Annotated in this window: 26 protein-coding genes; 18 read left to right on the forward strand and 8 right to left on the reverse strand. The window is 38.7% G+C overall.

Annotation, left to right across the window (positions count from 1 at the left end):
- Positions 1–24: 24 nt before the first annotated feature.
- Together HOO54_RS03820 and HOO54_RS03825 are read left to right on the forward strand one after the other, a co-directional pair.
- The gene (locus HOO54_RS03820; protein ID WP_172292731.1) at positions 25–528 is read left to right on the forward strand and encodes a HEAT repeat domain-containing protein; all 504 of its coding nucleotides are present in this window, start codon (positions 25–27) and stop codon (positions 526–528) included.
- 15 nt (positions 529–543) lie between these two features.
- A complete protein-coding gene (locus tag HOO54_RS03825; RefSeq protein ID WP_172292733.1) occupies positions 544–987 on the forward strand; it encodes a TlpA family protein disulfide reductase in 444 nt (147 codons plus the stop codon).
- A gap of 21 nt (positions 988–1008) precedes the next feature.
- On the opposite strand, the gene HOO54_RS03830 is transcribed toward HOO54_RS03825, so the two are convergent.
- Positions 1009–1992: a helix-turn-helix transcriptional regulator gene (locus HOO54_RS03830; RefSeq protein ID WP_172292735.1), complete on the reverse strand. Its 984-nt coding sequence runs from the start codon at positions 1990–1992 to the stop codon at positions 1009–1011.
- Positions 1993–2167: 175 nt separating this feature from the next.
- Between HOO54_RS03830 and HOO54_RS03835 the strand changes: the two genes are divergently transcribed.
- The 3 genes from HOO54_RS03835 (at position 2168) to HOO54_RS03845 (ending at position 4810) form a co-directional block, all read left to right on the forward strand.
- Positions 2168–2866: a class I SAM-dependent methyltransferase gene (locus tag HOO54_RS03835; RefSeq protein WP_253907608.1), complete on the forward strand. Its 699-nt coding sequence runs from the start codon at positions 2168–2170 to the stop codon at positions 2864–2866.
- Positions 2863–3924: a saccharopine dehydrogenase family protein gene (locus HOO54_RS03840; protein ID WP_172292737.1), complete on the forward strand. Its 1062-nt coding sequence runs from the start codon at positions 2863–2865 to the stop codon at positions 3922–3924. The genes HOO54_RS03835 and HOO54_RS03840 overlap by 4 nt, the downstream gene beginning before the upstream one ends.
- Before the next feature lie 241 nt (positions 3925–4165).
- The gene (locus HOO54_RS03845; protein WP_172292739.1) at positions 4166–4810 is read left to right on the forward strand and encodes a DUF4937 domain-containing protein; all 645 of its coding nucleotides are present in this window, start codon (positions 4166–4168) and stop codon (positions 4808–4810) included.
- Between the two features lie 488 nt (positions 4811–5298).
- On the opposite strand, the gene HOO54_RS03850 is transcribed toward HOO54_RS03845, so the two are convergent.
- The 3 genes from HOO54_RS03850 to HOO54_RS03860 are packed head-to-tail and all read right to left on the reverse strand — an operon-like array spanning position 5299 to position 7446.
- Positions 5299–5715 carry a DUF2000 domain-containing protein gene (locus HOO54_RS03850; RefSeq protein WP_172292741.1) on the reverse strand — a complete coding sequence of 139 codons (417 nt, stop codon included), beginning with the start codon at positions 5713–5715 and terminating at the stop codon, positions 5299–5301.
- Complete coding sequence (locus HOO54_RS03855; protein ID WP_172292743.1) at positions 5681–6613, reverse strand: DMT family transporter; 933 nt, start codon at positions 6611–6613, stop codon at positions 5681–5683. The genes HOO54_RS03850 and HOO54_RS03855 overlap by 35 nt, the downstream gene beginning before the upstream one ends.
- On the reverse strand, positions 6610–7446 hold the full coding sequence (locus HOO54_RS03860) for an AraC family ligand binding domain-containing protein (RefSeq protein WP_172292745.1): 837 nt from the start codon (positions 7444–7446) through the stop codon (positions 6610–6612). Before HOO54_RS03860 ends, HOO54_RS03855 begins: the two co-directional genes overlap by 4 nt.
- A 263-nt stretch (positions 7447–7709) precedes the next feature.
- Between HOO54_RS03860 and HOO54_RS03865 the strand changes: the two genes are divergently transcribed.
- Positions 7710–9353, forward strand: coding sequence for a methyl-accepting chemotaxis protein (locus HOO54_RS03865; RefSeq protein ID WP_216664823.1), 1644 nt, complete (start codon positions 7710–7712; stop codon positions 9351–9353).
- A 27-nt stretch (positions 9354–9380) separates the two neighbouring features.
- The gene (locus tag HOO54_RS03870; protein ID WP_172299310.1) at positions 9381–10430 is read left to right on the forward strand and encodes a sugar ABC transporter substrate-binding protein; all 1050 of its coding nucleotides are present in this window, start codon (positions 9381–9383) and stop codon (positions 10428–10430) included.
- A gap of 240 nt (positions 10431–10670) precedes the next feature.
- On the opposite strand, the gene HOO54_RS03875 is transcribed toward HOO54_RS03870, so the two are convergent.
- Positions 10671–11447 carry a sulfotransferase family 2 domain-containing protein gene (locus tag HOO54_RS03875; protein ID WP_253907745.1) on the reverse strand — a complete coding sequence of 259 codons (777 nt, stop codon included), beginning with the start codon at positions 11445–11447 and terminating at the stop codon, positions 10671–10673.
- 164 nt (positions 11448–11611) lie between these two features.
- On the opposite strand from HOO54_RS03875, the gene chbG reads away from it, so the two are divergent.
- Both chbG and HOO54_RS03885 read left to right on the forward strand, forming a co-directional pair.
- Positions 11612–12340 carry a chitin disaccharide deacetylase gene (chbG, locus tag HOO54_RS03880; RefSeq protein WP_172292749.1) on the forward strand — a complete coding sequence of 243 codons (729 nt, stop codon included), beginning with the start codon at positions 11612–11614 and terminating at the stop codon, positions 12338–12340.
- 12 nt (positions 12341–12352) lie between these two features.
- Positions 12353–13690, forward strand: a complete 1338-nt coding sequence (locus HOO54_RS03885; RefSeq protein ID WP_172292751.1) for a PTS transporter subunit EIIC — start codon at positions 12353–12355, stop codon at positions 13688–13690.
- Here HOO54_RS03885 and HOO54_RS03890 read toward each other — a convergent pair.
- Positions 13687–14409, reverse strand: coding sequence for a DUF421 domain-containing protein (locus HOO54_RS03890; RefSeq protein ID WP_172292753.1), 723 nt, complete (start codon positions 14407–14409; stop codon positions 13687–13689). The genes HOO54_RS03885 and HOO54_RS03890 overlap by 4 nt on opposite strands.
- Positions 14410–14441: 32 nt before the next feature.
- Positions 14442–14846 (reverse strand): ribosomal maturation YjgA family protein, encoded by a 405-nt coding sequence (locus tag HOO54_RS03895; protein WP_172292755.1) that lies wholly within the window; start codon positions 14844–14846, stop codon positions 14442–14444.
- A gap of 127 nt (positions 14847–14973) precedes the next feature.
- On the opposite strand from HOO54_RS03895, the gene HOO54_RS03900 reads away from it, so the two are divergent.
- Entirely contained in the window at positions 14974–15696 is a 723-nt protein-coding gene (locus tag HOO54_RS03900) for a vWA domain-containing protein (protein WP_172292757.1), read from the forward strand.
- A 19-nt stretch (positions 15697–15715) separates the two neighbouring features.
- Entirely contained in the window at positions 15716–16189 is a 474-nt protein-coding gene (locus HOO54_RS03905; RefSeq protein ID WP_172292759.1) for a DUF4944 domain-containing protein, read from the forward strand.
- Between the two features lie 56 nt (positions 16190–16245).
- On the opposite strand, the gene HOO54_RS03910 is transcribed toward HOO54_RS03905, so the two are convergent.
- On the reverse strand, positions 16246–16785 hold the full coding sequence (locus tag HOO54_RS03910) for a GNAT family N-acetyltransferase (RefSeq protein WP_309244858.1): 540 nt from the start codon (positions 16783–16785) through the stop codon (positions 16246–16248).
- Positions 16786–17105: 320 nt separating this feature from the next.
- On the opposite strand from HOO54_RS03910, the gene HOO54_RS03915 reads away from it, so the two are divergent.
- The 7 genes from HOO54_RS03915 to HOO54_RS03945 all read left to right on the forward strand — a co-directional run bounded on the left by HOO54_RS03915 (position 17106) and on the right by HOO54_RS03945 (position 23545).
- The gene (locus HOO54_RS03915; protein WP_172292761.1) at positions 17106–18854 is read left to right on the forward strand and encodes an alkaline phosphatase D family protein; all 1749 of its coding nucleotides are present in this window, start codon (positions 17106–17108) and stop codon (positions 18852–18854) included.
- Positions 18855–18875: 21 nt separating this feature from the next.
- Positions 18876–19079, forward strand: a complete 204-nt coding sequence (locus HOO54_RS03920) for a twin-arginine translocase TatA/TatE family subunit (RefSeq protein ID WP_172292763.1) — start codon at positions 18876–18878, stop codon at positions 19077–19079.
- 57 nt (positions 19080–19136) lie between these two features.
- On the forward strand, positions 19137–19871 hold the full coding sequence (gene tatC / locus HOO54_RS03925) for a twin-arginine translocase subunit TatC (protein WP_172292765.1): 735 nt from the start codon (positions 19137–19139) through the stop codon (positions 19869–19871).
- A 311-nt stretch (positions 19872–20182) separates the two neighbouring features.
- The gene (locus HOO54_RS03930) at positions 20183–20875 is read left to right on the forward strand and encodes a response regulator transcription factor (RefSeq protein WP_172292767.1); all 693 of its coding nucleotides are present in this window, start codon (positions 20183–20185) and stop codon (positions 20873–20875) included.
- 1 nt (position 20876) lies between these two features.
- Complete coding sequence (locus HOO54_RS03935) at positions 20877–21812, forward strand: sensor histidine kinase (RefSeq protein ID WP_172292769.1); 936 nt, start codon at positions 20877–20879, stop codon at positions 21810–21812.
- A 97-nt stretch (positions 21813–21909) separates the two neighbouring features.
- Positions 21910–22833 carry an ABC transporter ATP-binding protein gene (locus tag HOO54_RS03940; RefSeq protein WP_172292771.1) on the forward strand — a complete coding sequence of 308 codons (924 nt, stop codon included), beginning with the start codon at positions 21910–21912 and terminating at the stop codon, positions 22831–22833.
- A gap of 16 nt (positions 22834–22849) precedes the next feature.
- On the forward strand, positions 22850–23545 hold the full coding sequence (locus tag HOO54_RS03945) for an ABC transporter permease (RefSeq protein WP_172292773.1): 696 nt from the start codon (positions 22850–22852) through the stop codon (positions 23543–23545).
- The last annotated feature ends 218 nt before the right edge of the window (positions 23546–23763 follow it).

Raw genomic sequence — 23763 nt, forward strand, 5'->3', positions numbered from 1 at the left:
TATGTAAGAGGAGGCAGACATGCAGTGGAATCAAATGAGAAATTATCTCAATCTGTGAAAAACCTTGTCCATAAAAATGAAGTTACGATTGTAAATGCAATTGGTGAACTAAAGGAGTCTGGTCAACCAGCTATACCTATATTAATCAATGCGTTAAAGGAAGAAGGTTCCCTCCGCAACATTGCAGCTGCTGTGCTAGGCGAATTTGGTTCTGAAGCAAGTGATGCAGCCCCTGCTCTTGCTGCTCTCTTGAAAAGTGAGAGTGAAGACACAAGAATGGCGGCAGCTCTCTCTTTAATGAGAATTGGTCATGGCAGCCTTCCACATCTACTTGATGTTGCCCGAAATACTGAAGGACCAGCTTGCTTTTGGGCATCATGGGCCATTTCATGGATTGAACCTTCAAAAATTGATCGCCATATGTATGAATGTTTGAAAGATGTTCAGGAAAATTCTTCAGAAATAGTAGCACCGTTTGCCGCTGAGGAAGCGATAGGAAAAATTATTGCCATGCAATTAAAAAAATAAATGAGGTGAGATTTTATGAAAAAACAGGATGTAAAAATACCGAAAATCTCGCAACAGCTGCCTTGGATAAATGCTCCAAATAAAGAAGCTGAATTGGACAGCAAGGATTATCACCTCCTCTATTTCTGGTCTGTCAGCTGTCCGAATTGTGAAGAATTGGCTGATGAAATGTTAAAAGAAACAGAATCGCTTCAAAAGCTGAAAATGATCGCCGTACATATTCCTTACTCAGAAGAGGAGAAATCCATCAATATGGTCAAAGAAAAAATAGTAGAAAAAGATTTTCGTTTTGCCGTTGTCATGGATCAAAACTATGAAATTGCTCAAGCTTGTCAAATTCAAGCCATACCCAGTTTTTGTTTGTTCAATCCAGAAGGAGACTTGGAGCTCCATTCAATGGGCGATCTTGGGTTTCAGAAGCTAATGAAGCGGGTAAAAAAACAAGGTTGTTTACTGTAGATTCATTCACCAAGTCCTTCTTCAATTCAATAGACCGTCAAGCAGTTTCCACATCAATTCTCGCCGACTTCTTGTTCCTGTTTTTGCAAATACCGATTTCAAATGATCTTGAACAGTATAAACTGAAATATGCAGATCATCAGCGATACTTTTTGTAGAAAGCCCGCGAATCACGCAGTTTGTGATGTCTTTTTCTCGTTCAGATAAGGCATAGGCTTCTGTCATCAGTGTGATAGCCTCTGTTGGGGAAGCGGGCTCAAATAAAACGGCAATTTGTTTTGCTGTGTCAAAGCGATCAAGGCGGCTTGCTGTTATCGAAAGATAGTCTTGCTCTGGAATGGAGACAACAGTTTTGGCTGTTGCTGGACCAGTTTCTTTTAGAACACGGGTGCAAGCAGCTCGGATAGGTCTTGGCAGTTTTCTGCTGTCAAGTTGTTCCCAGTTACGCAAGACTGTCAGCCAATGAAGTGCCGTTTGATTACAGGATAAAGGGCTGAGTTCTGCTGATAAAATCAAAATACCGCCGACATGTTTCATATGAAACATGTCTTTTTTTGGTAGTTTGTGTCTGAAGTATCGTAAATGTTCACCGATTATGGATGCCAAAGAAGTGAGTAAAATACGTTCCTCTATTTTGAATAATGGCTGTCCATTTTTGCGAAATAGTGTGAGATATCCCCAGCATTCTCCTTTGTAAAAGAGAATAACCCGCATTTCATCAGCAAAGCCAGCTGGTTCGAGAACAATTTGATACCGTCTAGACTGTCTTAATGCTCCGTTTGTTGTTTCACTTAAAATGGCTGCTGTGTTCCGAGTTTTGAGCAACTGTTCATATTGATTGAGATCATCGTACATATATTCACATTTAAATAACTGCGGATGGATCGCTTCAATTTCCTGATCTGTAACACTTCCGATTGAAAGGAGGTTGTTAGGGTCGATCGCTGTGCAACATGAAGCATCAAAGGGAACAACACCTTTTAAAATAGGAATGATTGCTTTCATGTAGTCCAGTGAAGTTTTAGTTTTGTTTTCATGGAATTTATTCTTTAACGAACGTTTGATCAGAATCCCTCCTTTAAAAATCCCATGTTTATGGGATAGTGCTTTTCCAGATCTATTTTTATAATTGAGAATGATTATTAATACAATTATTTTACTAAAAGGAGAACAGATTGTCATGAAAAACATGAATATGGACTGGAATCATTCCGATGTCTTTCAATATGAAAAAACGATAGGTTTGAAAATCCCCTGCTATGAAATGTTGTACGACATGATGGATCGTTTACTTTCTGTTCAGCTGACGAAGAAGGAAGCAGACATCTTGATTGTTGGTGCAGGTGGGGGACAGGAATTGCTGACTTTAGGTGAAAACCATTCAAAATGGACATTTACAGGCATTGATATATCAGCAAACATGCTTGATTTGGCACGGAACAGGCTAAAGTCGGCAGGTGTTGAGGCAAAAGTTCAGTTCATTGAAGGGGAAGTGGATCAACTTGGACAAGAGTGCCATTTTGCGGGAGCAACATGTATGCTTGTCCTTCACTTCGTACGTGATAAACGGGCATTTTTACAAAGAATTGCCGACTGTTTAGTAGAGGGAGCACCGCTTTTTATCGCATCAATCAATGGTGATCCTCACTCTGAACCATTTAACTGGCAGATGCGGGCCTGGAGGGAGCATATGTTGGCAAACGGGATAGCTGAACAAGATTGGGAAAGATTTGCCGCTTCGATTGGTACACATTCCTACCCAATTCCGGCAAGAGATGTGGAAGATTTGTTAAAAGAATCAGGGTTTATCAGTGTAACAAGGTTTTTCAGTGCTTATTTAATTGATGGTTGGTTTGCAGTGAAAGGAGATTGTAAGTGATAAAAGATCAAATCGTTGTAATTGGTGGATACGGTCATGTTGGCGGACAAATTTGCCAAATGCTTGGAGAAAAATATCCAGGGTATATCTATGCGGCGGGGAGAAATATCAATCGTGCTGTCCGCTTTTGCCAGACAACAGGTGGAAATGTAAAGCCCCTCAATCTATCCACTGATTGGAGTTGGCTTGAACAGACAAAATTGGTCATCATCTGTATTGATCAGAACAGTACGGCTTTGGCAGCAGCTTGTCTAGCGAATGGCACACATTATATCGATATCTCAGCAAACGGCTCTTTTTTGAATCAGTTAAAAAACTTGAATGGCGGATTATGCTTGGGAACAGGTATCATCAGTGTCGGATTGGCGCCAGGTATGACCAATTTACTGGCACAAGAAGTGCGGAAAGCTTTTGATGAAATGAACCACATTGATATTTCGATTATGCTCGGATTAGGAGATACCCATGGGAAAGCAGCGATAGAATGGACGGTCGATCATTTGAATACCATGTTTACTATCATTGAAAATGGCCATAACAAACAAGTTAACAGTTTTACAGATGGCAGACTGGTTGACTTTGGCGATCGTCTGGACCGACGGAGGGCTTATCGTTTTCCATTTTCTGATCAAATTACACTCCCACATACATTAGGAGTGCCAAGCGTTGCCACACGGTTATGTTTTGATTCAAAATGGGTGACAACTGGGCTTCATGGCCTTCAAAAAATTGGAGCAATGCGTCTTTTAAAGTATCCCGTGATGCGTGCTGGTCTTGTGAAAATGCTCGGTTCACTCAAGATTGGTTCCTCAGAATATGCTGTAAAAGTGGATGGTAATGGAACCAAAGCTGGCCGCTATGAAGAGGTAGGGGTTTCATTGTACGGAGAAAATGAGTCATTGATGACAGCTCGTGTTGCATTTACTGTAGCGACTGCTCTTTATCGTGGACATTTTCCAAATGGGGTGTTTCATATTGATGAATTATTTGAGCTAAAGCGAGTCGATCAATCTTTGTATTTAAAACGGAAAGAAACCGGAGAACAATTTGTGGTCTAATTTGACAAATTTCCAAATGAAGTGAGATGATAAATGTTAGAAAATGCCACGCGGTTTTAGCAGATCAGGGGGAATTGCGAGATACAGTGAGCCAGGTTCGGGGATCGCCCGCGGAAACTGTGAAAATTCCCCCAATTTACCCTCGAAAAGATTATAAATGATAACTTCTGACGTGTTAAAAAGCGTTAAGAAAATTGTCATTATTTAGACGGAATTGAGAAAACTTAGGAGGTTTTCATTCATGATCATGAAAAGAATTTCTTGCAAGGTAAAAGAACAGCAAAAGGAAAATTTTTATGAACACCAAAAACAATGGAAATCACTTCGCACGGTAAAAGGTTTTTTAGGCCAAATTGGCGGTTGGAATACAAAAGAACGATTAACTGCTTGTATTTATGCCTTTTGGGAGAGCCTAGACGATTATCAAACATTTATGGATGAACACCATGACCAAATCTTTGTCGATTCAGGTCAAGAAAATACATATGAATCGATTGATGTTTGCTTATATCAACAAATATTCATGATTGCTGGGGAAGTTGTGGATTTTGTTCATACAAGTCAATATATAAGAGTTGCCTCCGCAGAAGTGAAAGAAGATAGAATCAATCATTTTGTCAATATGCAAAAAACGGTTTGGAATGCAGGTATGCAAAAATCAGCAGGCATGCTTGTGGGCATGTTTGCAAACTCTCAAAAACAAAAAAATGAGTTTCTCGTATTATCAGGATGGGAAAGTGAGGCACATCATCAAAACTATGTAGAACAAACCTTACCTGAATTATTAAAAATAGCAAAACCTCAACATGATGTACGCGTACTTACTGGAGAACAATTCAAAGTTGAAGAAGCATGGCGTGTCTGCCCATCTATCAAGCAATTGTGAATGAGAACCTGAACGGAAGGCAGTTTGATAGATTAGAGAAGGGTTGACTTGGCGCAAGGTTCAGGCTGGAATGAAGACAAGTTGACTATATCCGTTAGATTTTGCAGGGCTCACAAACTGTTGAATGTCTTTGATTTAAAAATAAGGTAAACTTGTTAAAATTTGATATTCATCTCTATCTTTCGTAATATTGCAATATAGGAGTAAATGCACAAAAGATCGGATTTTGTCTCGATTTTAGGCATGGACTGACTTACAATTTGCTAAAACAAATCGGAAAGATTATTATAATATGAAAGAAAATGATTCCAATTGTTAGTTATGTAAAGGAAAAACGACTAAGAATGACTCACATCCATCAAGATGGACTAGTGTTAGAGTAAAAGTCGCTTTCAGAGAAAAGCCGAAACAAAAAATTAGCAAGTGGAGAAACACAACTCATGTTTCTCACTTGCTTTATTTTTGGACTTATTGGACAGCCCCTTTCTCTATCTCAGTAATCCTAAGCTTCCAGTCAATCGGCTGACTTTTTTCTGTTCACCGCAAATGCCAACTCCGAAGTATTGATAGTCTGAAGCGGTGGAAGCCTGGAACTTTTTCATATAGGCTTCATACGTATGACAGCTCTGTGCCACATCGGTGAAATCAACCGTTAGAATATCGCTGAATTCCTCAGTCATCAGTTTTTTTCTTAGTTCAGAAAGAAGCGCAGGGTTCCCTTTTAAAATTGGGAAGGGGACGGTGACAATTCCTAAGTGTTGAATCTGGGAGCCGTCCGTCACATTCTCACCAAGCAGTTCGGGTTTGTTTTTGCCAAGAGCCGCTCCTAAAATCGCAGCTGTATTTGCGATCAGTCCGCGAGGCAGGTTTTCATCGATAATCAGGGCGCATTTTATTTGGTTCATGAGTTTTGTTCCCCCTTTTTGGTTTCATTTCTGAAATATAAAGACCTGTTAATGTCAGAGCTCCTCCAAAGAACGCAATCCATGTCATTTTTTCATGGAGAATGATGATGGATGCGACAATTGTAATGACGGGAACCATGTAAATGTAGGCACTCGTTTTCACTGCTCCCAAGACCCCGACTGACCAGTTCCATGTGACAAAGCAAAGGGCGGATGCCCCAGCCCCTAAGAAAATCAAATTGAACAGATTGATTGGAGATGTGAAAGGTTGAACGTCAAAATGGAAATCGGATAGAAATAGTACTGGAACCATAAATGCGAGTCCATATAGAAAGATCCGCTGTGTGCATTGGGTGGTATTGTAACCAAATGTGCTGATTTTCTTCATTAAAATGGCGTATACAGCCCAAACGAAAGCGGCGGTACAAGCAAATATATCACCGATCGGTTTTAACTGAAGCATAATACTTCCATTAAATGAAATGAGGAGAAGACCGGTAAAAGCAGCTGCAAATCCAATGAAGAAGCGGGACTGTAATCGTTCACCTGTCAGCAGAAAATGTGCCAATATTGCAGTGATCATAGGAATAATCGCAACAATCATCCCGACATTTGAGGCATAAGTATAGGTGAGGGCGATATTTTCAAGCAAAAAATATAGAGTGACACCGCATAATCCTGCCCCAGCAAATAACGCTTCTTGCCTCCAGCTCTGCACTTTTAGAACATTCGGGTGAACCATGATTAAAACGATCCATCCAAGCAAAAAACGATAAAATAAAATGTCTGTTGCTGAGAAATCCTCTAATAGCACTTTCGTCGAAACAAATGTCGTACCCCAAATGAAAATTGTTAATAGTGCAGCCAAATGTCCAGTGGTCTCACATCGAGTTTTCATTTATTCGTCACCTGTCTATCATCTTGAAAAATCTTCATATATTGTTTTGGTGTCAGTCCAACCTGCCGTTTAAAAAATTTGGTCAGGTGGCTTTGATCGCTGAAACCCGTTCGAAATGCAGTCTCAATTGGTTTTACACCATCTTCCAAAAGTGTTTTCGCATGGTTGATACGCACGGTCTCTAAGTAACTGTAAGGTGAAAGACCTTTTTGTTTTGTAAACGACCGCAGTAAATGGTATTTGCTCCAGCCGGTTAGTTCGCTGAGATTGTCAAGTGTAATGTTTTTTGAATAATGTTCTTCTAGATAACTGCACACGACTTTGACCTGATTAGATGGTTCAGGTGCTTTTTCTAAGAAGGTGAGATCTGAATATGTCCTGATCAGCTCCTCAAGAAGATTTAGAAATAATTCCTCTTTCTGAAGTGCTTTTTCTTTTTGCAAAATATAGACATGTAGTTCCTGTAAACTGGAGGTCAGTTCATGGTGAAACAAGACGTTTTTTGTAAAGTACGGTAGGCTTGCGGTACCTGTTATCTCCTTCACAGCTTTTATCATGACATCTGGTGTGATATTGATACAACGGTAATCAAGTGCTTTCCCATCAATTTGCTCACAACTATGTGTATCGTGCGGATTGAACAGTACTAGATCACCATGATTGATAATGTATTCCTGCCCTTGACAAAGCAAAAGGCGCTGCCCCTTTTCAATGAAGCCAATCACATAATAGTCATGAAAATGATTTGGGAATTTTTGCATAACACCTTTAAAGCGATAAGCTTCAACTTTCAGGTCGGGATCAAGAAAAAGGGTACGGGTTTCGTTTGGCATGTTGGACCTCCTGTCGGTGTGATGATGTTTAAGTTTAGCATGTTTTTGAATCATTTCTTGTATAATGTTGCTCTCTCAAAAAATTCTCGAACAAGACTTTTAACTTATACAAAAACAAGGACTTTTTATCTATAATTTATAAAAATATTCCAAGCTCTGCCGATATAAACAATAAATCTATTATAAAAAGGGGGAGCAATGTGAAAAAATTAAGTTGGAGAAATATTGCAATTGGAAGAAAATACGGCATCATTTTTTTTATCATGTTAGCTGCGTTTTTAGGATCTGTTTTTAATACATATGGTCTTTTAAATGATACTAGCGAAATTATCGAAGATACAAAAGCAAAAAATGACACAGCCGTACAATCGGCAAAATTGATGTCGCTTTACCAAAATAAATATTTACATATTCCTGAATATATCATTGATGCAAAAGACGAGAGATTGTCAGATTATATGGGATATAGTCAAGAGTTTGCTGAAACAGCCACAAAACTCAAAAAAGAGTTGCATACGAACGAACAAGTGGAGATGTTTAATCAAATTATCGAAAACAATCATGCTTTAGATGAATATTTCTTCAGCAAAATTGTTCCAAATGTCAAGCAGATTCAAACGAAAACATTTACGGAACTGCAGAAGAAAGCAACTCAATTGAAGAAAGAGACAATGGATTTAGGAGATAAGCTGAAAGAAAACGCTATCAAAACAAATGTTGAATCAATTGGAAATGCTAAATCCAATATTTCTAGAACGATCTTTATTTTAATCCTATCTATTTTGATTTCAGCAGCTGTCTCTGCATGCCTATTATTCCTAATCAGTCGCCAGATTAAGAAACATTTGCGAAGGGTTGTGACAGCAAGTGAAGAAATTGCCCAAGGACAGTTGAATTTTACAACGCTTGACTACCAAGGAAATGATGAAATCGGACAGCTTTCACAATCGATCAATCATATGGGAGAAAGTCTCCGTGAGATGATTGTTGAAGTTTCTAATATTGCCAAAGAAGTTGATCAGCAATGTTTGACATTTACAAATGTATCTCATGATGTAAAAGAAGGAAGCAGCCAGATTGCGGTGACGGTTGAAGAACTGGCGAATGGAGCTAGTAATCAGGCGAATGAAGCAGCCAATATTTCTGAACAATCTCAAGAACTAACGGGTCAAATCCAAGGTGCTAACCGAAATGGTGAGACATTAGCTCAATTTTCTTCAGAAGTGTTAACAGTGTCGATTGATGGTGACAAGCAAATGAAACAATCATTAAAGCAAATGCAGGTCATTCATGAAGTCATGGAGACGTCTGTCAAAAAAGTCAATATGTTGGAGGGGCAAACTCATTCGATTCATAAGTTGGTTGAAATGATTACAAGTATAGCTGATCAGACGAATTTACTCGCCTTGAATGCATCGATTGAGGCAGCCCGGGCCGGTGAGGCTGGGAAAGGTTTTGCGGTTGTAGCAGGTGAAGTCAAACGGTTGGCTGAAGAAGTGAAAAACTCTGTTGAAAATATTACAGACATTGTGAGTGCGATTCAGACAGAAACATCAGCAGTTGCTGAAGATTTAAAAGCAGGTTTTTCTGAGGTCAGTCAAGGTAAAGCTCAAATTGAAACGTCAGGTCAATACTTTACGGAAATTAAAGATAAAATGACAGACATGGCTGAACGTGTTTCCGATATTTCTTCTGCATTATCGTTTTTCAAATGTTCAAGTGAAGAAATTAACGGTTCGGTAGAGCATATTGCGGCAATATCTGAAGAAAGTGCAGCTGGATCTGAAGAAATTTCGGCTTCTGTTCATGAACAAAGCGGAGCCATTGAAAAAATGGATGAAAGTGCCCGGTTATTGGGAGAGATGGTTGAGCGGATGAATGGCATGATCAAACGGTTTAAGTTTTAAAAGGAGGGTGTTACTTTGTCAACATACATGAAAAAAGGGCTGTTTTTCCTGATGGCATTCAGTTTGTTGTTTCTCATAACTGGCTGTATGTTTAAGGAAGCGGAGAAAAGCGAAAAAAAAGAAGCAAAAACAAAACTGATCAGCAAACCAGATCAAGTGTATGTCGGCTTTGCTATTGATACACTAAAGGAAGAGCGCTGGTATAAAGATAAAGCAATGTTTGAGAAAGAAATCAAAAACCTTGGTGGAGAAGTGAAAACGTTAGCTGCAAATGGAAATAAGGATGTGCAGCTTCAGCAAGCAGAGCTTTTCATTCAAGAGGGTGTCGATGTACTTGTCGTCGTCCCAACAGATGCAGATGCTGCAGCTAAGATCGTCGAAATGGCGCATAAAGCCAATGTAAAGGTGATTTCTTACGACAGGCTGATCCGAAACGCTGATGTTGATTATTATATTTCTTTTGATAATGAAAAAGTTGGGCAATTACAAGCTGAAGAAGTCGTCAAAAAGGCGAAGAAAGGAAACTTTGTTTATATTGGCGGATCTTCACTAGATCATAATGCGGTATTATTTCGCAATGGTGCCATGAAGGTGCTTGATCCTTTGATCAAGCAGGGGAAAGTAAACCTTGTCTTTGATGAATACACAAAAGATTGGCTTCCAGAAGTTGCGAATCAAAACATGAAAAAAGCGTTGGATAAGCACAAAGATATTGATGCTGTCATTGCCGCAAATGACGGCACAGCAGGCGGTGTGATTGAAGCATTAAAAGATGCCGGTTTGGCTGGAAAGGTGCCGGTAACAGGACAGGATGCCGAGCTTCAAGGTGTTCAACGAATTGTGAAAGGTACACAGACGATGACAGTTTATAAACCAATTAATACGATCGCCAAAAGAGCGGCGGAAATGGCAATGCAGGCGGCAGGCGGTGAAAAACTTCAAACAGATACAACTGTTGACAATGGTAAAACAAAAGTACCCGCCATTTTACTTGAACCATTTGCTGTGAGGAAAAATAATATTGAAGATACTGTGATTAAGGATGGTCATTTGACAAAAAAAGATATATATAAATAATATTGAGGAGCTGTCTAAAAAGTCCTTTTTCAACATAAATCAGGGGGAATTGCGAGACTCCTGCGGAAACAGCGAGCCAGGTGAGACCCAAGAGGAGCAAGGAACGAGCTCCGAGGAGGCTCACGGATCGCCCGCGGAAAGCGAGCAAATTCCCTAATTTTTATTCATCCACACGACTTTCAGGACAGCTCCTTTTCTATGAAGCTAGTCCTGCATATAGGATTGTCCACCGGTAAGTCGTTATTTTATATGTTTGATATCATAGCCATAGATTTCAAAATCCTTCTTAAAGATTTCCTGTACCAACTCTTTTGTTTCCAAATTATAAAAACTTTCATAAGTAGGGAAAACCCAGTTGAGCGATGACATTGTCAGAACGGTATTCGCAAATTTTCCTTTTTTCGTCATCAAGTCTGATAGATGGTGTGATGATTTAGAAAGCTGTGAAAGAGGTGATTTTAACAACATGTACTTATTTTCAATTTCCCTTATTTGCGAACAGATTTGTTCGAGATAAATATAATTTTCCACGACTTCTTCTTCACCCTCTATATACTGGCAGCCGACATGGCGGTCGAGTGAATCGATTTCTGAACCTAGATCATGTAGATGATATAAAAACTGACTAAACGATAATCCGCTGTGGATATCCCGATGAAATAAACAAATAAACTGCGGAGAGCAAATGGTTGCTAAAAATGAACTAACTGCTCGTCTGAAAGGGTTTCTTACCAGTTTGTAAGTATCTTTTCTTCTGTCTAAGAGATCTTTTGTAAGGGCTTGTTGATCATTTTTTGTTTTTGTATATACAAAATTTCTGTAGCTGTGGACATCTCCGGCTGATTTTTTCTCCACATCATCGAGCAAGCCGTTTTGGAAAAAGAACCAACGATTTAGTATCGTACAACCGCTCTTTGGAATCCAAAACATAATGATGGGAAAATCTTTTGCATAAAGTGGGGTATAGGGAGAGATGACGTTTTCTAACCATTTTTCTTTCATCATAATTGAACACATCCACTTCAAGTTTAAGTTGCCCCTGTTCCATGTGAGCGCAAGAAAGGCAATCCATACTAAAGTATGTGAGATTTTTTTGATTGGAAGGGCAAATATATGAATTTTTGTTGAATCTGCTAGCGTATATTTTGAAAAAAACTAAATATTAAAAAGGAGATCTACTGATGAAAAAGTTAATTATCAATGCAGATGATTTCGGTTTTTCAAGAGGTGTCAATTATGGAATTATTGATGCATATCAATGGGGGATCTTAACATCAACGACTTTAATGACCAATATGCCTGATGCAGATCATGCTGTCCGGCTTGCTGGTGAATCTCCCGGATTGGGAGTGGGGGTTCATTTAGTGTTGACATGTGGCAAACCATTATTATCAGGGCATCGGACAATTGTTGATGTTAAAGGGAATTTTCGTGATCAAGCCTTTTACAAAGGCACGTTTACGGTCGATCCAGATGAGGTCTATCATGAATGGAGGGCGCAAATTGAAAAATGTTTAGCATATGGTGTGGAGCCTGATCATTTGGACACGCATCACCATATTCATCGTTATCACGGTATAACAGACGTCTTTGTGACTCTTGCAAAAGAATATCGTTTGCCTGTTAGAAATCACCTTCTAGAAACCGAAAACATGAAAACGACGGATTGTTTTTGTCCTTTGCTTGAAAACGCTTTAAAAGATGGAGAAACGATTACCCAGTTATTTGAAGAATACCAGTCAATCGAAGTGATGACCCATCCAGCATATCTTGATAAAAAACTGTTGTCCAGTTCTTCATTTACTTATCCACGAGTAGATGAGTTGGAATTTTTAACAGACCGAAACATCATACATTTGTTGACATCGTTTGAGGACATAGAGCTTGCAACATTTAAACAGTTAATATAGGGGAGTAACGGAATGAAATCTTTTCTTCAATCATTAGGAAAATCACTGCTCATTCCAATTGTGGTACTTCCGATAGCAGGGCTGTTGTTGCGTCTTTCAGCGAAGGATATGCTTGATATCCCGCTTTTTCAAGCTTCAGGAGTTATTTTGAACCATATGGATGTATTAATTGCAATTGGTATTGCAATGGGGCTTTCGAACACGAAAGATAGAGGAATACCGGCACTTTCGGGATACTTGGCGATTGTTATTTTAAAAGAAGGTATCCATATCATCAACCCGGATATTGACATGAGCGTGTTTGGCGGGGTTATTGCTGGCTTGTGTGCTGCATTGATTTATAATAAATTCCGACATGCACGTCTTCCGAGTATGTTCGCTTTTTTTGGTGGAGAGAAATTTCCGATCACCATGATTGTGTTGGTGATGATTCCAGTGGCAGGTTTGTTTTCTATCATCTGGCCTTATGCAGAAGCATGGATTGATACTTTCAGCCAAACGCTTGTTGGATTAGGTGCTATTGGTGTATTTATTTTCGGATTTCTCAATCGGTTTTTGCTGCCGTTTGGGCTTCATCATGTTATGAATACGTATGTATATTTTGGTTTAGATCGATATGAAACTGCTTCTGGAGAAGTCATCACAGGCGAAATCAGCCGGTTTTTAGCTGGTGATCCAACTGCAGGTTATTTTCTTGGTGGGTTTTTTATAACGATGATGTTTGGAATTCCAGCTATTGCACTGGCGATAGCCAAGACAGCCAAAACAAAGAAAAAGGAAACGAAAGCGCTCATGTCGTCTGGAGCAGCAACATCATTTGTGACAGGTATTACCGAGCCAATCGAATTTACCTTTTTGTTTACTTCTCCTTTGCTGTATGTGATCCACTCCATCTTTACTGGATTGGCAGGGATGGTCCTGTATATTCTCGAGATTCGGCATGGTTTTTCATGGGGAGCAGGTATCATTGATTTTACATTAAATTTGAATTTGTCAGATCGTGGATTATGGATCATTCCAGTTGGTTTGGTGTTTTTTGCTCTTTATTACTTCACTTTTTATTTTTTGATTAAAAAGCGAAACATCCCTTTGATCGGAAGAGATATTTCTAAAGGTGCTGACATGGCTGAATCGATCCTTGAGCATATCGGTGGAAAGGATAATGTCGTCAAGTGTGAAAACTGTATGACACGTCTAAGATTAAAGTTAGTGACCTCCCAAGTTGTTGATGAAGCCAATATTAAACAGGCAGGTGCGCACGGCGTGATCAAGCTTGATCAACATCATATTCAGATTGTGATTGGACCTCAAGCCGCAAATGTAAAACAAGAATTGTTGAAATTGCTTTAATGTAACAGTTCAGGTTTCATTTTTGATGTTTCCTGATGTAAGGAAACATGCAGTTCATGGTTTTGATTGACAGAAGCGAAAAAAACGTCATCTAGTTGGGTAATGCCTTTTAATTGTAGTTGGTTGTTCAACCATTCAGCACTTAAATCTAATTGTTGAAGAACAGAGCGATGCATTGTGCCATCTACGATCACCGGGTAGAAAAATCCACCTGGTTTCTTTTGAATACCCAGATCTTCTGCGGTGACTTCAGATTGATTCGGTTTTTTGTAGACCGTTAAATTGCCATTTGCTTCAACAAACGCCATTTCAACGACCCTAACATCAAAAATATCTTTTTCCCGAAGTAATTGTAAAATATTATCGGCAGAATATTTGATGCGTTTCAAATTGTTGTTTAGAAAAGTGCCGTTCTTGATGACGATCGTTGGTTCAAATGTAATCAGCCTTCCAAGCAAGCGACTTTTTATCATCAATTTTGATACGGTTTTTTGTAACAAACCAATACCGATAATGGCAAGCGCGGTATGTAGATGTTGTATTTCCGGGTCTGCTATATCTGCACCAACAACAGAACCTAACGATATAACGATTAAAAAATCAAAAACGGGCATTTCCCCAACGGATCGTTTACCCATAAACAAAGCAATGATTAATAAAAGCGGTAAGATCGTAATGATACGGCCGTATACGATTAAGATTTCTTTAACGGTTTCCATTGATTTACGTCCTTTTGAAGATTTCTCACTAACTAGTCTTTTCGTAAATGGCATATTTTATTTATGATTTTCTGTTCGCATATGACACCTGTTCCAATGCCGAGCAAATAAGCAAGTAAATCACTCCATAAAAAGCCATATCCAAGGATTAAACCACCAATGGTCGTGTTTCTTAGTTGATCAATCCAGGGAGCATGGTACAGCTGACTGAATTCAATGGTATAACAAAAAAGCAATGCAGTAAGTGCAACAATCTTTGTAGGGGATTTTCTAAGTAAAAAACCGAATCCGAAGAAAATCATTAAGGCCCAAAGCGCATCGCCTAAATACGCATTGACCAGATCAGGAAGGAGATGTGCCATCTTTCTTGAGAATATCCCAGTTACCATGACTGTAATCATTAGAATGGCATACAATAGTCGTTTTCGTAGCATCATGTGGAGCCTCATTTCTGATAAACTGTCAAAAGATATTGTAAAGCTTCTAGAGATGACTGTCTATTGCTAGGAATGAAACCACTGAGAGGTCTGATACGTAAAGATATAAAAAAGGAGTATTGTATCTATGTCTATCAATTTGCAAAAGAAAAGTTTAGATATCGTTCTTGAGAAAAAACAATTAACAAAAGTGACAGCTCGGGTCGGCTTAGTATTGGATATAACGGGATCAATGAGGTCGTTATATAAAAATGGGACCGTTCAGAAGACAGTTGAAAGAATGCTGGCTGTCGCCGACCGCTTTGATGATGACGGTCAGCTTGATGTTTGGGTGTATGATAACGAATTTTCACGATTAAAATCAGTCACAGAAAAAGATTTTTCTGGATATGTAAACCGCGAAATCATCGAAAATGATCGTGTTCATAAGTTTGGGAGAAATGATGAACCACCAGTCATGAAAGATGTTTTAAAAAAATACTTAGCGGAAGAACAAAATCCATATCCTGCATTTATTATCTTTATCAATGATGGAGGCTGCAAAAAATCGATTAAGTCGATCATTGAAAGCTCATCAGATAAGCCATTGTTTTGGCAATTCATCGGAATCGGTAATGGAAACTTTGATTTTCTCAAAAAACTAGATACATTGGAAAACCGTTATTTAGACAATGCAGGTTTTTTACAAATTGAAGATATTGAGAACATCTCTGATGATGAATTGTATGATGCGATTTTGCGAGAGTTCCCAAATTGGTTATCAGATGCAAAACAAGCAGGGATTTTAGCAGAAGTTCCTTCGGTTTCCAAGCCGAAAAAAGGGTTTTTCAGCAGGTTGTTTGGAAAATAACGTTAAAGGTGCATGGCTTATGAAAAAAAGGTTGCTCATATTTTTTACACCCATTATTCTTTTTATTTTGTTGCTAGGTAGTTATATCATCTACATCTACTCACATCAAAATAAAAATAAGCCTTTGTTTGAAGGTGAAAGCGATGACAGAACATGGAAAGTCATGATGACAAAAAGTGATAAAACGTCGATAGGACCTAATGAATATCTTGATGTATATTGGCAAGGTCATAAAGAAGAAGAGAAGAAAACAATTGTAACAAAAATCATCTTAAAAGTTGACGGAAAAATGTACAGGGATGGAGAAGACTACGAGCTTTCAGATTATACAGGAGAGGAACTAGACGGGGGCGGAAGCAAACCTGATCATATTTCCACTTTTGACTTTATTCCTGAAGATGAGATAAAAGGTCATGATTTAACAGTGCAAATCAAATGGACTGACGGACATCGTGAACAAACAGCGAATATTAAAATGAAAGAAAATAATTGATTTTTAAACTGGGAAAATAGCAGGCTCAAAACACCTGCTATTTTTATTTGCAATTGTCACTTATTAATCCAATCTTTTTTTAAAAGTGAGAACATATACACATCAATCAAAACCCCTTTTGCTTTCTCATACTCTCTTAAAAGGCCTTCTTTTTGAAAGGACAGGTGTTCAAGTAATTTAATTGATGGTGCGTTTTCAGGTTCAACTTTCGCTTCGATCCGGTTAAGTCCCATCTTTGTGAAACCATGGTGGATCAGTGTTCTGACTGCTTCGGAAGCAAAGCCTATTCCCCAGTGGCTCCTACCCAAATCATACCCGATTTCGGCTCTCATATTTTCATTGTCAATCATATTAAATCCGCATGTACCGATGACTTCATTTGTCTCTGTTAACACGATTGAGAACCGGTTTGCTTTACCTTCTAGACTTAACTCATTAATCATTTGAATCATAGCTTTCGCTTGGTCTGTGTTTTGAAAAGGCGAGATATTCATATATTTGGTGACATCTCGGTCTGACCAATAATAATAAAGAATTTCCGCATCTTCCAGTTCCATTTTTCTTAACATTAATCTGTCTGTATGAAGTGTTTCCACGGTCTTACCTCCTAATAGGTTGATTGGAAAGTGATTGTGAGAAGACCATGATCCATCTGTGCATCATTCATTCCTTTCTATCCATTAGTTTCTTTATTTTACCATGAAGAAATTGTGAAGAAAACTAGGAAAATAGCTGTGAGAGATGGACTCACCTATTGTCGAAACCATAGGGTAAGAGATTCAGTTATGACAATATTCGACATCTACTTCAACATACGGCTCGACCGTTCTAATTTTTGATTAACAAAGCTTTACAGAATGTTAATAAATGTCATCTATAATAGAAATTGATCAATCATTTGATAGGGGGTAATCGAATGACACATGAAGGGCAATTTGAGGAATGGATGAAGAAGTTGGATGAGGAGAGTTTGAAAGGCAATACATTTGACCGTCGCCGTTTTATTCGGGGAGCCGGCAAAATTGCTGGACTTTCACTTGGACTAGCAGTTGCGCAATCGATGGGGGCAATGGAAGTCAATGCAGCACCGAAATTTTCTGACTATCCTTTCACACTCGGTGTTGCTTCAGGCGATCCACTTTCAAATAGTGTTGTATTATGGACAAGATTGGCACCTGATCCGCTTAATGGGGGCGGCATGCCGAATGAAGCTGTCTATGTGAATTGGGAGATTGCAAAAGATCAATATTTCCGCCATGTTGTCAAACGGGGCAAAGAGAAAGCAACACCACACCTTGCTCACTCTGTCCATGCTGAAGTGCATGGCTTAAAGCCTAATCATGTGTACTATTACCGCTTTAAATGCGGGAACCAGTTAAGTCCTGTAGGAAGAACAAAAACGCTTCCATCACCGGGAGCAAATATTGAAAAATTAACGTTTGCTTTTGCTTCGTGCCAGCAGTATGAGCATGGTTACTACACAGCTTATCATCATATGGCAAAAGAAAACCTCGACCTTGTTTTTCATCTAGGAGACTATATATATGAATACGGTCCAAATGAGTATGTGTCAAGAACAGGAAATGTAAGAACACATAATAGTGCAGAAATCACCTCTCTTTATGACTACCGTAATCGTCATGCTCAATATCGTACTGACCCGAATTTAAAAACTGCTCATGCCAAGTTCCCATGGGTTGTCACTTGGGATGATCATGAAGTAGAAAACAATTATGCAAATCTTATTCCTGAAAAAGGTCAATCTGTCAAAGCATTTGTCAAGCGGAGGGCTGCTGCATATCAAGCTTATTATGAGCATATGCCGCTTCGCCGCAAATCACTGCCGAAAGGTCCTGATATGCAATTATACCGGAATTTTTCTTATGGTCAGCTAGCTGATTTCAATGTGTTGGATACACGGCAATATCGTGATGATCAGGCAAATGGAGATGGTAATAAGCCGCCATCTGATGAATCAAATGATCCAAAGCGAACACTCCTTGGCACCAACCAAGAAGCATGGCTGTTTAACAACCTGAGCCGTTCAAAAGCAGAATGGAATGTCCTAGCTCAGCAAATTTTCTTTGCAAGATGGAATTTTGGGACAAAGTCTGCACCAATTTACAGTATGGATTCTTGGGATGGTTACTCAGCGCAGCGTCAGCGAATTATCGATTTAGTTAAAGCTAAAAATCTCAACAATATCATTGTATTAACCGGGGATGTTCATGCAAGTTGGGCCTCGAATCTGCATACTGATTTTGACAATCTAAAATCAGATATTTTTGGGGCAGAATTTGTCGGAACATCAATCACTTCAGGGGGAAACGGTGCTGATAAAAGAGCGGATACCAATCGGATTTTATCACAAAATCCGCATATCCAATTCTTTAATGATTACCGCGGTTATGTTCGTTGTACAGTGACGCCTGACGAATGGCGAACCGACTATCGCGTGATTCCGTTTGTGACAGAGCATGGTGCTGCCATTTGTACAAGGGCTTCATATGTTTATCATAAAGATCACACAGGGATCAAGCGGACATCTGCCAATGTTGTGCAAGGTGGCGTGAAAAAATCTAATGAAGTTGAAGAGGATCGTTTCACCGCACACACAAAAGCACATCAAAAACAAATGAAACTGCAAAAAAAAGTGACTCAATAATGATGAAAGGATGATTTGTAGATGTTTTCAAATATCGGAATTCCAGGGCTCATCTTAGTACTTGTGATTGCGCTGATCATTTTTGGTCCTTCAAAACTTCCTGAGGTCGGACGGGCATTTGGCAAAACATTGACCGAATTCAAAAGTGCGACAAAATCGTTAGTGTCTTCAAGTGATCAAGAACCAGAGCTAGATTTGAAGAAAAAACATGATCAATCGGCATAATAATTCAAGCGGACGGGGAAACCCGTCTGCTTCTTTAAAGAAAGCGAGGGCAGTGACATGAAAAGCAGAGAAACTCATTTGCTTGATCATTTAGAAGAGCTGCGTCGCAGGATCATTAAAACTCTTCTCACATTCATATTGTTTTTGATTGTCGGTTTTATATTTGTTCAAGATATTTATGACTGGTTGAGCAGAGATTTTGACTCTAAGCTGGCTGTACTGGGACCAGGTGATATTTTATGGGTCTATATGATGATTTCAGGGGTTTTGGCAATTGCAGCAACGATACCAGTGGCTGCTTTTCAAACCTGGCAGTTTGTAGCACCTGCACTGACCCAAGTTGAACGAAGGGCAGCACTTTTTTATATTCCTGGTTTATTTATTTCGTTTATTTTAGGGATCTTGTTTGGTTACTTTATCTTGTTTCCGTTAGTCCTTCAATTTTTAATCAGTCTTTCCGCTGGTCATTTTCAAACGATATTTACAGCGCAGCATTATTTTCGTTTTATGCTCAACTTAACGGTGCCATTTGGTTTTTTATTTGAAATGCCTCTTGTCGTCATGTTTTTAACGAGTTTGGGCATTCTCAATCCTGCAAGACTTGCCAAGATGAGGAAGATATCTTACTTTGTGTTGATCGTGATATCGGTCGTTATCACGCCCCCCGATTTTATTTCAGATGTGTTGGTGATCGTGCCGCTCCTTGTACTATATGAATTAAGTATTTCTTTATCAACTTTTATATACAGGAAAAAAATCGCCAGTAAGGTAGAGGCTGAAGCTCAAGGTTGACGGACTTGGTTGTCTTCAGCCTATTTTTTAGTTTGTATTTTACTCTGTCAATGGGCAACAAGGGTTGTGCTATACGTTACAAATGCTAGTATTACATAATGAATACAATCCTAATAAATTACAACTTTTTCCTGATCAGTAACAGTGATTTGATGAGGAGAATCGGGAAGGAAGTTTTAATCGATAAGGACAAGGGCTTGTATGAACTGAGTAATAATATATTTACTAAATACCTTGTGAAAAGATGATATTTTTAAATTATAATAAATGCAATGATTAGTAGTTTTTATTTTATAAAGTTGGGTGACGAAATGCAGCGCATATTATTAGTTGAAGATGACCATTCGATCAGCGAAGTGATTCATCATTATTTAACAAAAGAAGATTTTCAGGTCGAACTTGCTTTTGACGGAGAAGAGGGGATTCGGCTCTTTCAGCATAATTCTTATGATTTGATCTTGCTGGATCTCATGCTACCAAAGCTGAACGGGATTGATTTTCTAAAATTAATCCGTGAACAGAGCAATATCCCAGTTTTAATTATTTCTGCAAAAGATGGTGATGTAGAAAAAGCGTTAGGATTAGGATTCGGTGCGGATGATTATATTGCCAAACCGTTTTCGATGATCGAGCTGACAGCGAGAGTAAAAGCTGCAATTCGGCGGGCAACACAATATTCGAGCAGTGAACCGGCTGAGGAAAAGGTATTACAAGTTCATGATCTCACTATTGATATAGAAAATGTATCAGTACTTAAAATTGGGAAACCACTTCAGTTGACGTCAACGGAATGGCAGTTGCTTAAGTTGTTTGCAACAAACCCAAAAAAGGTATTTACAAAAGAACAAATTTATCGGTCGGTGTGGAATGAAGACTACTTTGACGACCAAAATATTATTAACGTCCATATGCGGCGTCTTAGAGAAAAGATAGAAGATGACCCTTCTTCTCCACAGTATATTAAAACACTTTGGGGCATCGGTTATAAATGGGGAGAATTTTAGAATGACAATGGTATGGATTGGTATCATCATCATTTTAGCGTCTTTCAATTTGATTCAATATAACATGAAAAAGAAACGGGACGACAGCTTAAGGTATATATCAGAAAAGCTAAAAACGAGGCTAGAAGGACATTCAGCGGATCAAATTTTACTGGGAACGGATGATAAAGTATTGCGAGCTTTGCTCGTGCAAATCAATCTTTTGGCTGAGGATCATCAACATATCTCGGCCAGATTTGTAAGAACAGAGCAATCAATGAAACGAATGCTGACGAATATGTCTCATGATATAAAAACACCGCTTACTGTTGTTCTTGGCTATATCGAGGCGATCCAAAGTGAAGCAGATTTGAAGAATAAGGAGCAGGCAAGGCTTCTGGAAAAGCTCCATCAAAAAACATGTGAAATTATTCACTTGATGAATTCATTTTTTGATTTGGCTAAGCTAGAGTCAGATGATAAACAAATCCCAATCAGTAAAATACATATTAATGAAGTATGTAAAAAAAATATTTTACAATACTATGATGTGATTCAGACAAAAGGTTATCAAGTGGTCATTGATATTCCTGACAGACCGTTGTATGTGCATGGGAATGAAGAAGCGTTGAACAGAGTTCTTCAAAATCTTTTATCAAATGCGGTTCGGTATGGTGCAGATGGTCAGCTCATTGGATTGTCGCTATCATATGGAGAACGGTATATCGTGATCACCGTATGGGATCGTGGGAAAGGGATCAGTGAGCATGATCAACAAAGGGTATTTGAAAGACTTTACACCCTTGAGGAATCAAGAAATAAAGCGTTCCAAGGAAGCGGACTTGGCTTAACGATTACAAAAAGACTCGTTGAGAAAATGGGAGGGAAAATCTCTCTCAAAAGCAAGGCATATGAACGGACAGCTTTTTCTATCAAATTAAAACGGACAACTTACTAGTAAAACGTAAGATTTTCTTAAGAAACTAGACATAAAAAAGATAGTATCAACCGCTAAAATAGATTCGTAAACAAGAGACAGGAAAGGAGAAATGGTATTGACTTACATCGTACAATTAAACGGGCTGACCAAAACATTCCAAGGAAAAGAAGTTGTCTCCAATGTATGCATGCATATACGAAAAGGGGAAATCTACGGTTTTCTTGGCCCGAACGGAGCTGGGAAAACGACCATCATGAAAATGCTAATGGGTCTCATAAAACCGACAAGCGGTGAAATCAATATTCTTGGGCATAAGCTGACAAATACATCATATAAAATTCTCGGCCATATTGGAAGTATGATTGAGTACCCGATTTTTTACGAAAATCTGACAGCTTTAGAAAATTTAAATCTTCACTGCGAGTATATGGGATATCACAATAAAGCGAAGATTCAAGAAGTGCTGGACATGGTCAATTTAAAAAATATTGACAGCAAGCCAGTCAAAACGTTTTCGCTTGGTATGAAGCAACGCCTTGGAATTGCACGAGCGATTCTCACTAAGCCTGATTTGCTGGTATTAGATGAACCGACAAACGGTCTTGATCCTGTTGGAATCAAAGAGATCAGGAACTTATTTCAAGTGCTTAGCAAAGAGTATGGAATGACATTGCTGATTTCCAGCCACATCCTAAGCGAGATCGAACAAGTTGCGAATACAATCGGAGTCATAAAGGACGGCAAGCTTATTAAGGAAGTATCAATGGAAAACGTCAGGGAACAGAACACAGAATATATTGAGCTTGTAACCACAAATCAACTAAAGGCTTGCTTTGTGCTTGAAAACGAGCTTCACATGACTAATTTTAAAATATTAAATGATAAAACAATCCGAATTTATGATGCTGATGCCTCTCAAACAGCTATAACAAAAGCATTGGTATTGAATGATGTAGAAATTGAATTGATAAATAAACAGTTTACGTCACTTGAGGACTATTTTTTCAGATTAATTAACGGCGATACCATCAGTTTGTAAAGGAGGCTGAAACCTTATGGTAAATTTGATTAGAATAGAAATTAAAAAATTAAAGCTGGGCGGGTATGTACGTGGAGTTATCATTGCAAACTTAATCATTATCGGTCTTCTATGGATGATCGGCTATTCAGAAAAAGCAGAAGTCGAAGATGCATTCCGCAGTATTGATGAAACATTTCTTGTCATCGGCACCTTCGTTAGAGCAGTTTTTATCATTTTTGGTGCAGTATTGCTTTCAAGATTAGTCATTTCTGAGTTTAAAAATAAAACAATACTTGTGTTGTTTACATACCCGGTGAATCGCAAAAAAATAATGGCTGCTAAGCTATTAATCGTCGGCATATTGACATTTGTCACTATTTTGATATCAAATGTCTTCATTGCCACTATTTTCTTTATGCTAAATTCGTTCTTTCCTGTTGTTCAAGGAGAAATCACAGCCGATATCGTTTATGATCAGGTTCTAAAAATTGTAATTTTTGCATTCGGTGCTGCCGGAACCAGTTTAGTACCAATCTATTTTGGTATGCGTAAACAGTCCATTTCGGCAACGATCATTTCCTCAGTCATCATTGTGATGCTGATCAGCTCTACAAACCCAGTATTTTCTTTGTCTTCGATCATTTATATTCCCCTATCTTTGGCAGCTGTCGGAATCGTATTATCATATTTGACTGTCAGACAGATAGAAAAAAAAGATGTACTTTCATAACTGAAATTGGACAAGAGACTTATTACAGGGGAATTGCGAGACCCCAGAGGAGCAGTGAACGAGCTCCGAGGCGGCTCACGAATTGCCCGCGGGAATCGGGGCAAATGCCCCGATTTTCATTCATGCACCTTTTGAGCTCAATTAGTGAGCGGATTGAAGAGGTCATATATCCGCATAGATAAAGCTCCTATGACTTCCACTATTGCTGTAATCTTCCT

The organism is Bacillus sp. WMMC1349 (genome assembly GCF_013155385.1).
GTDB lineage: Bacteria > Bacillota > Bacilli > Bacillales > Bacillaceae > Bacillus.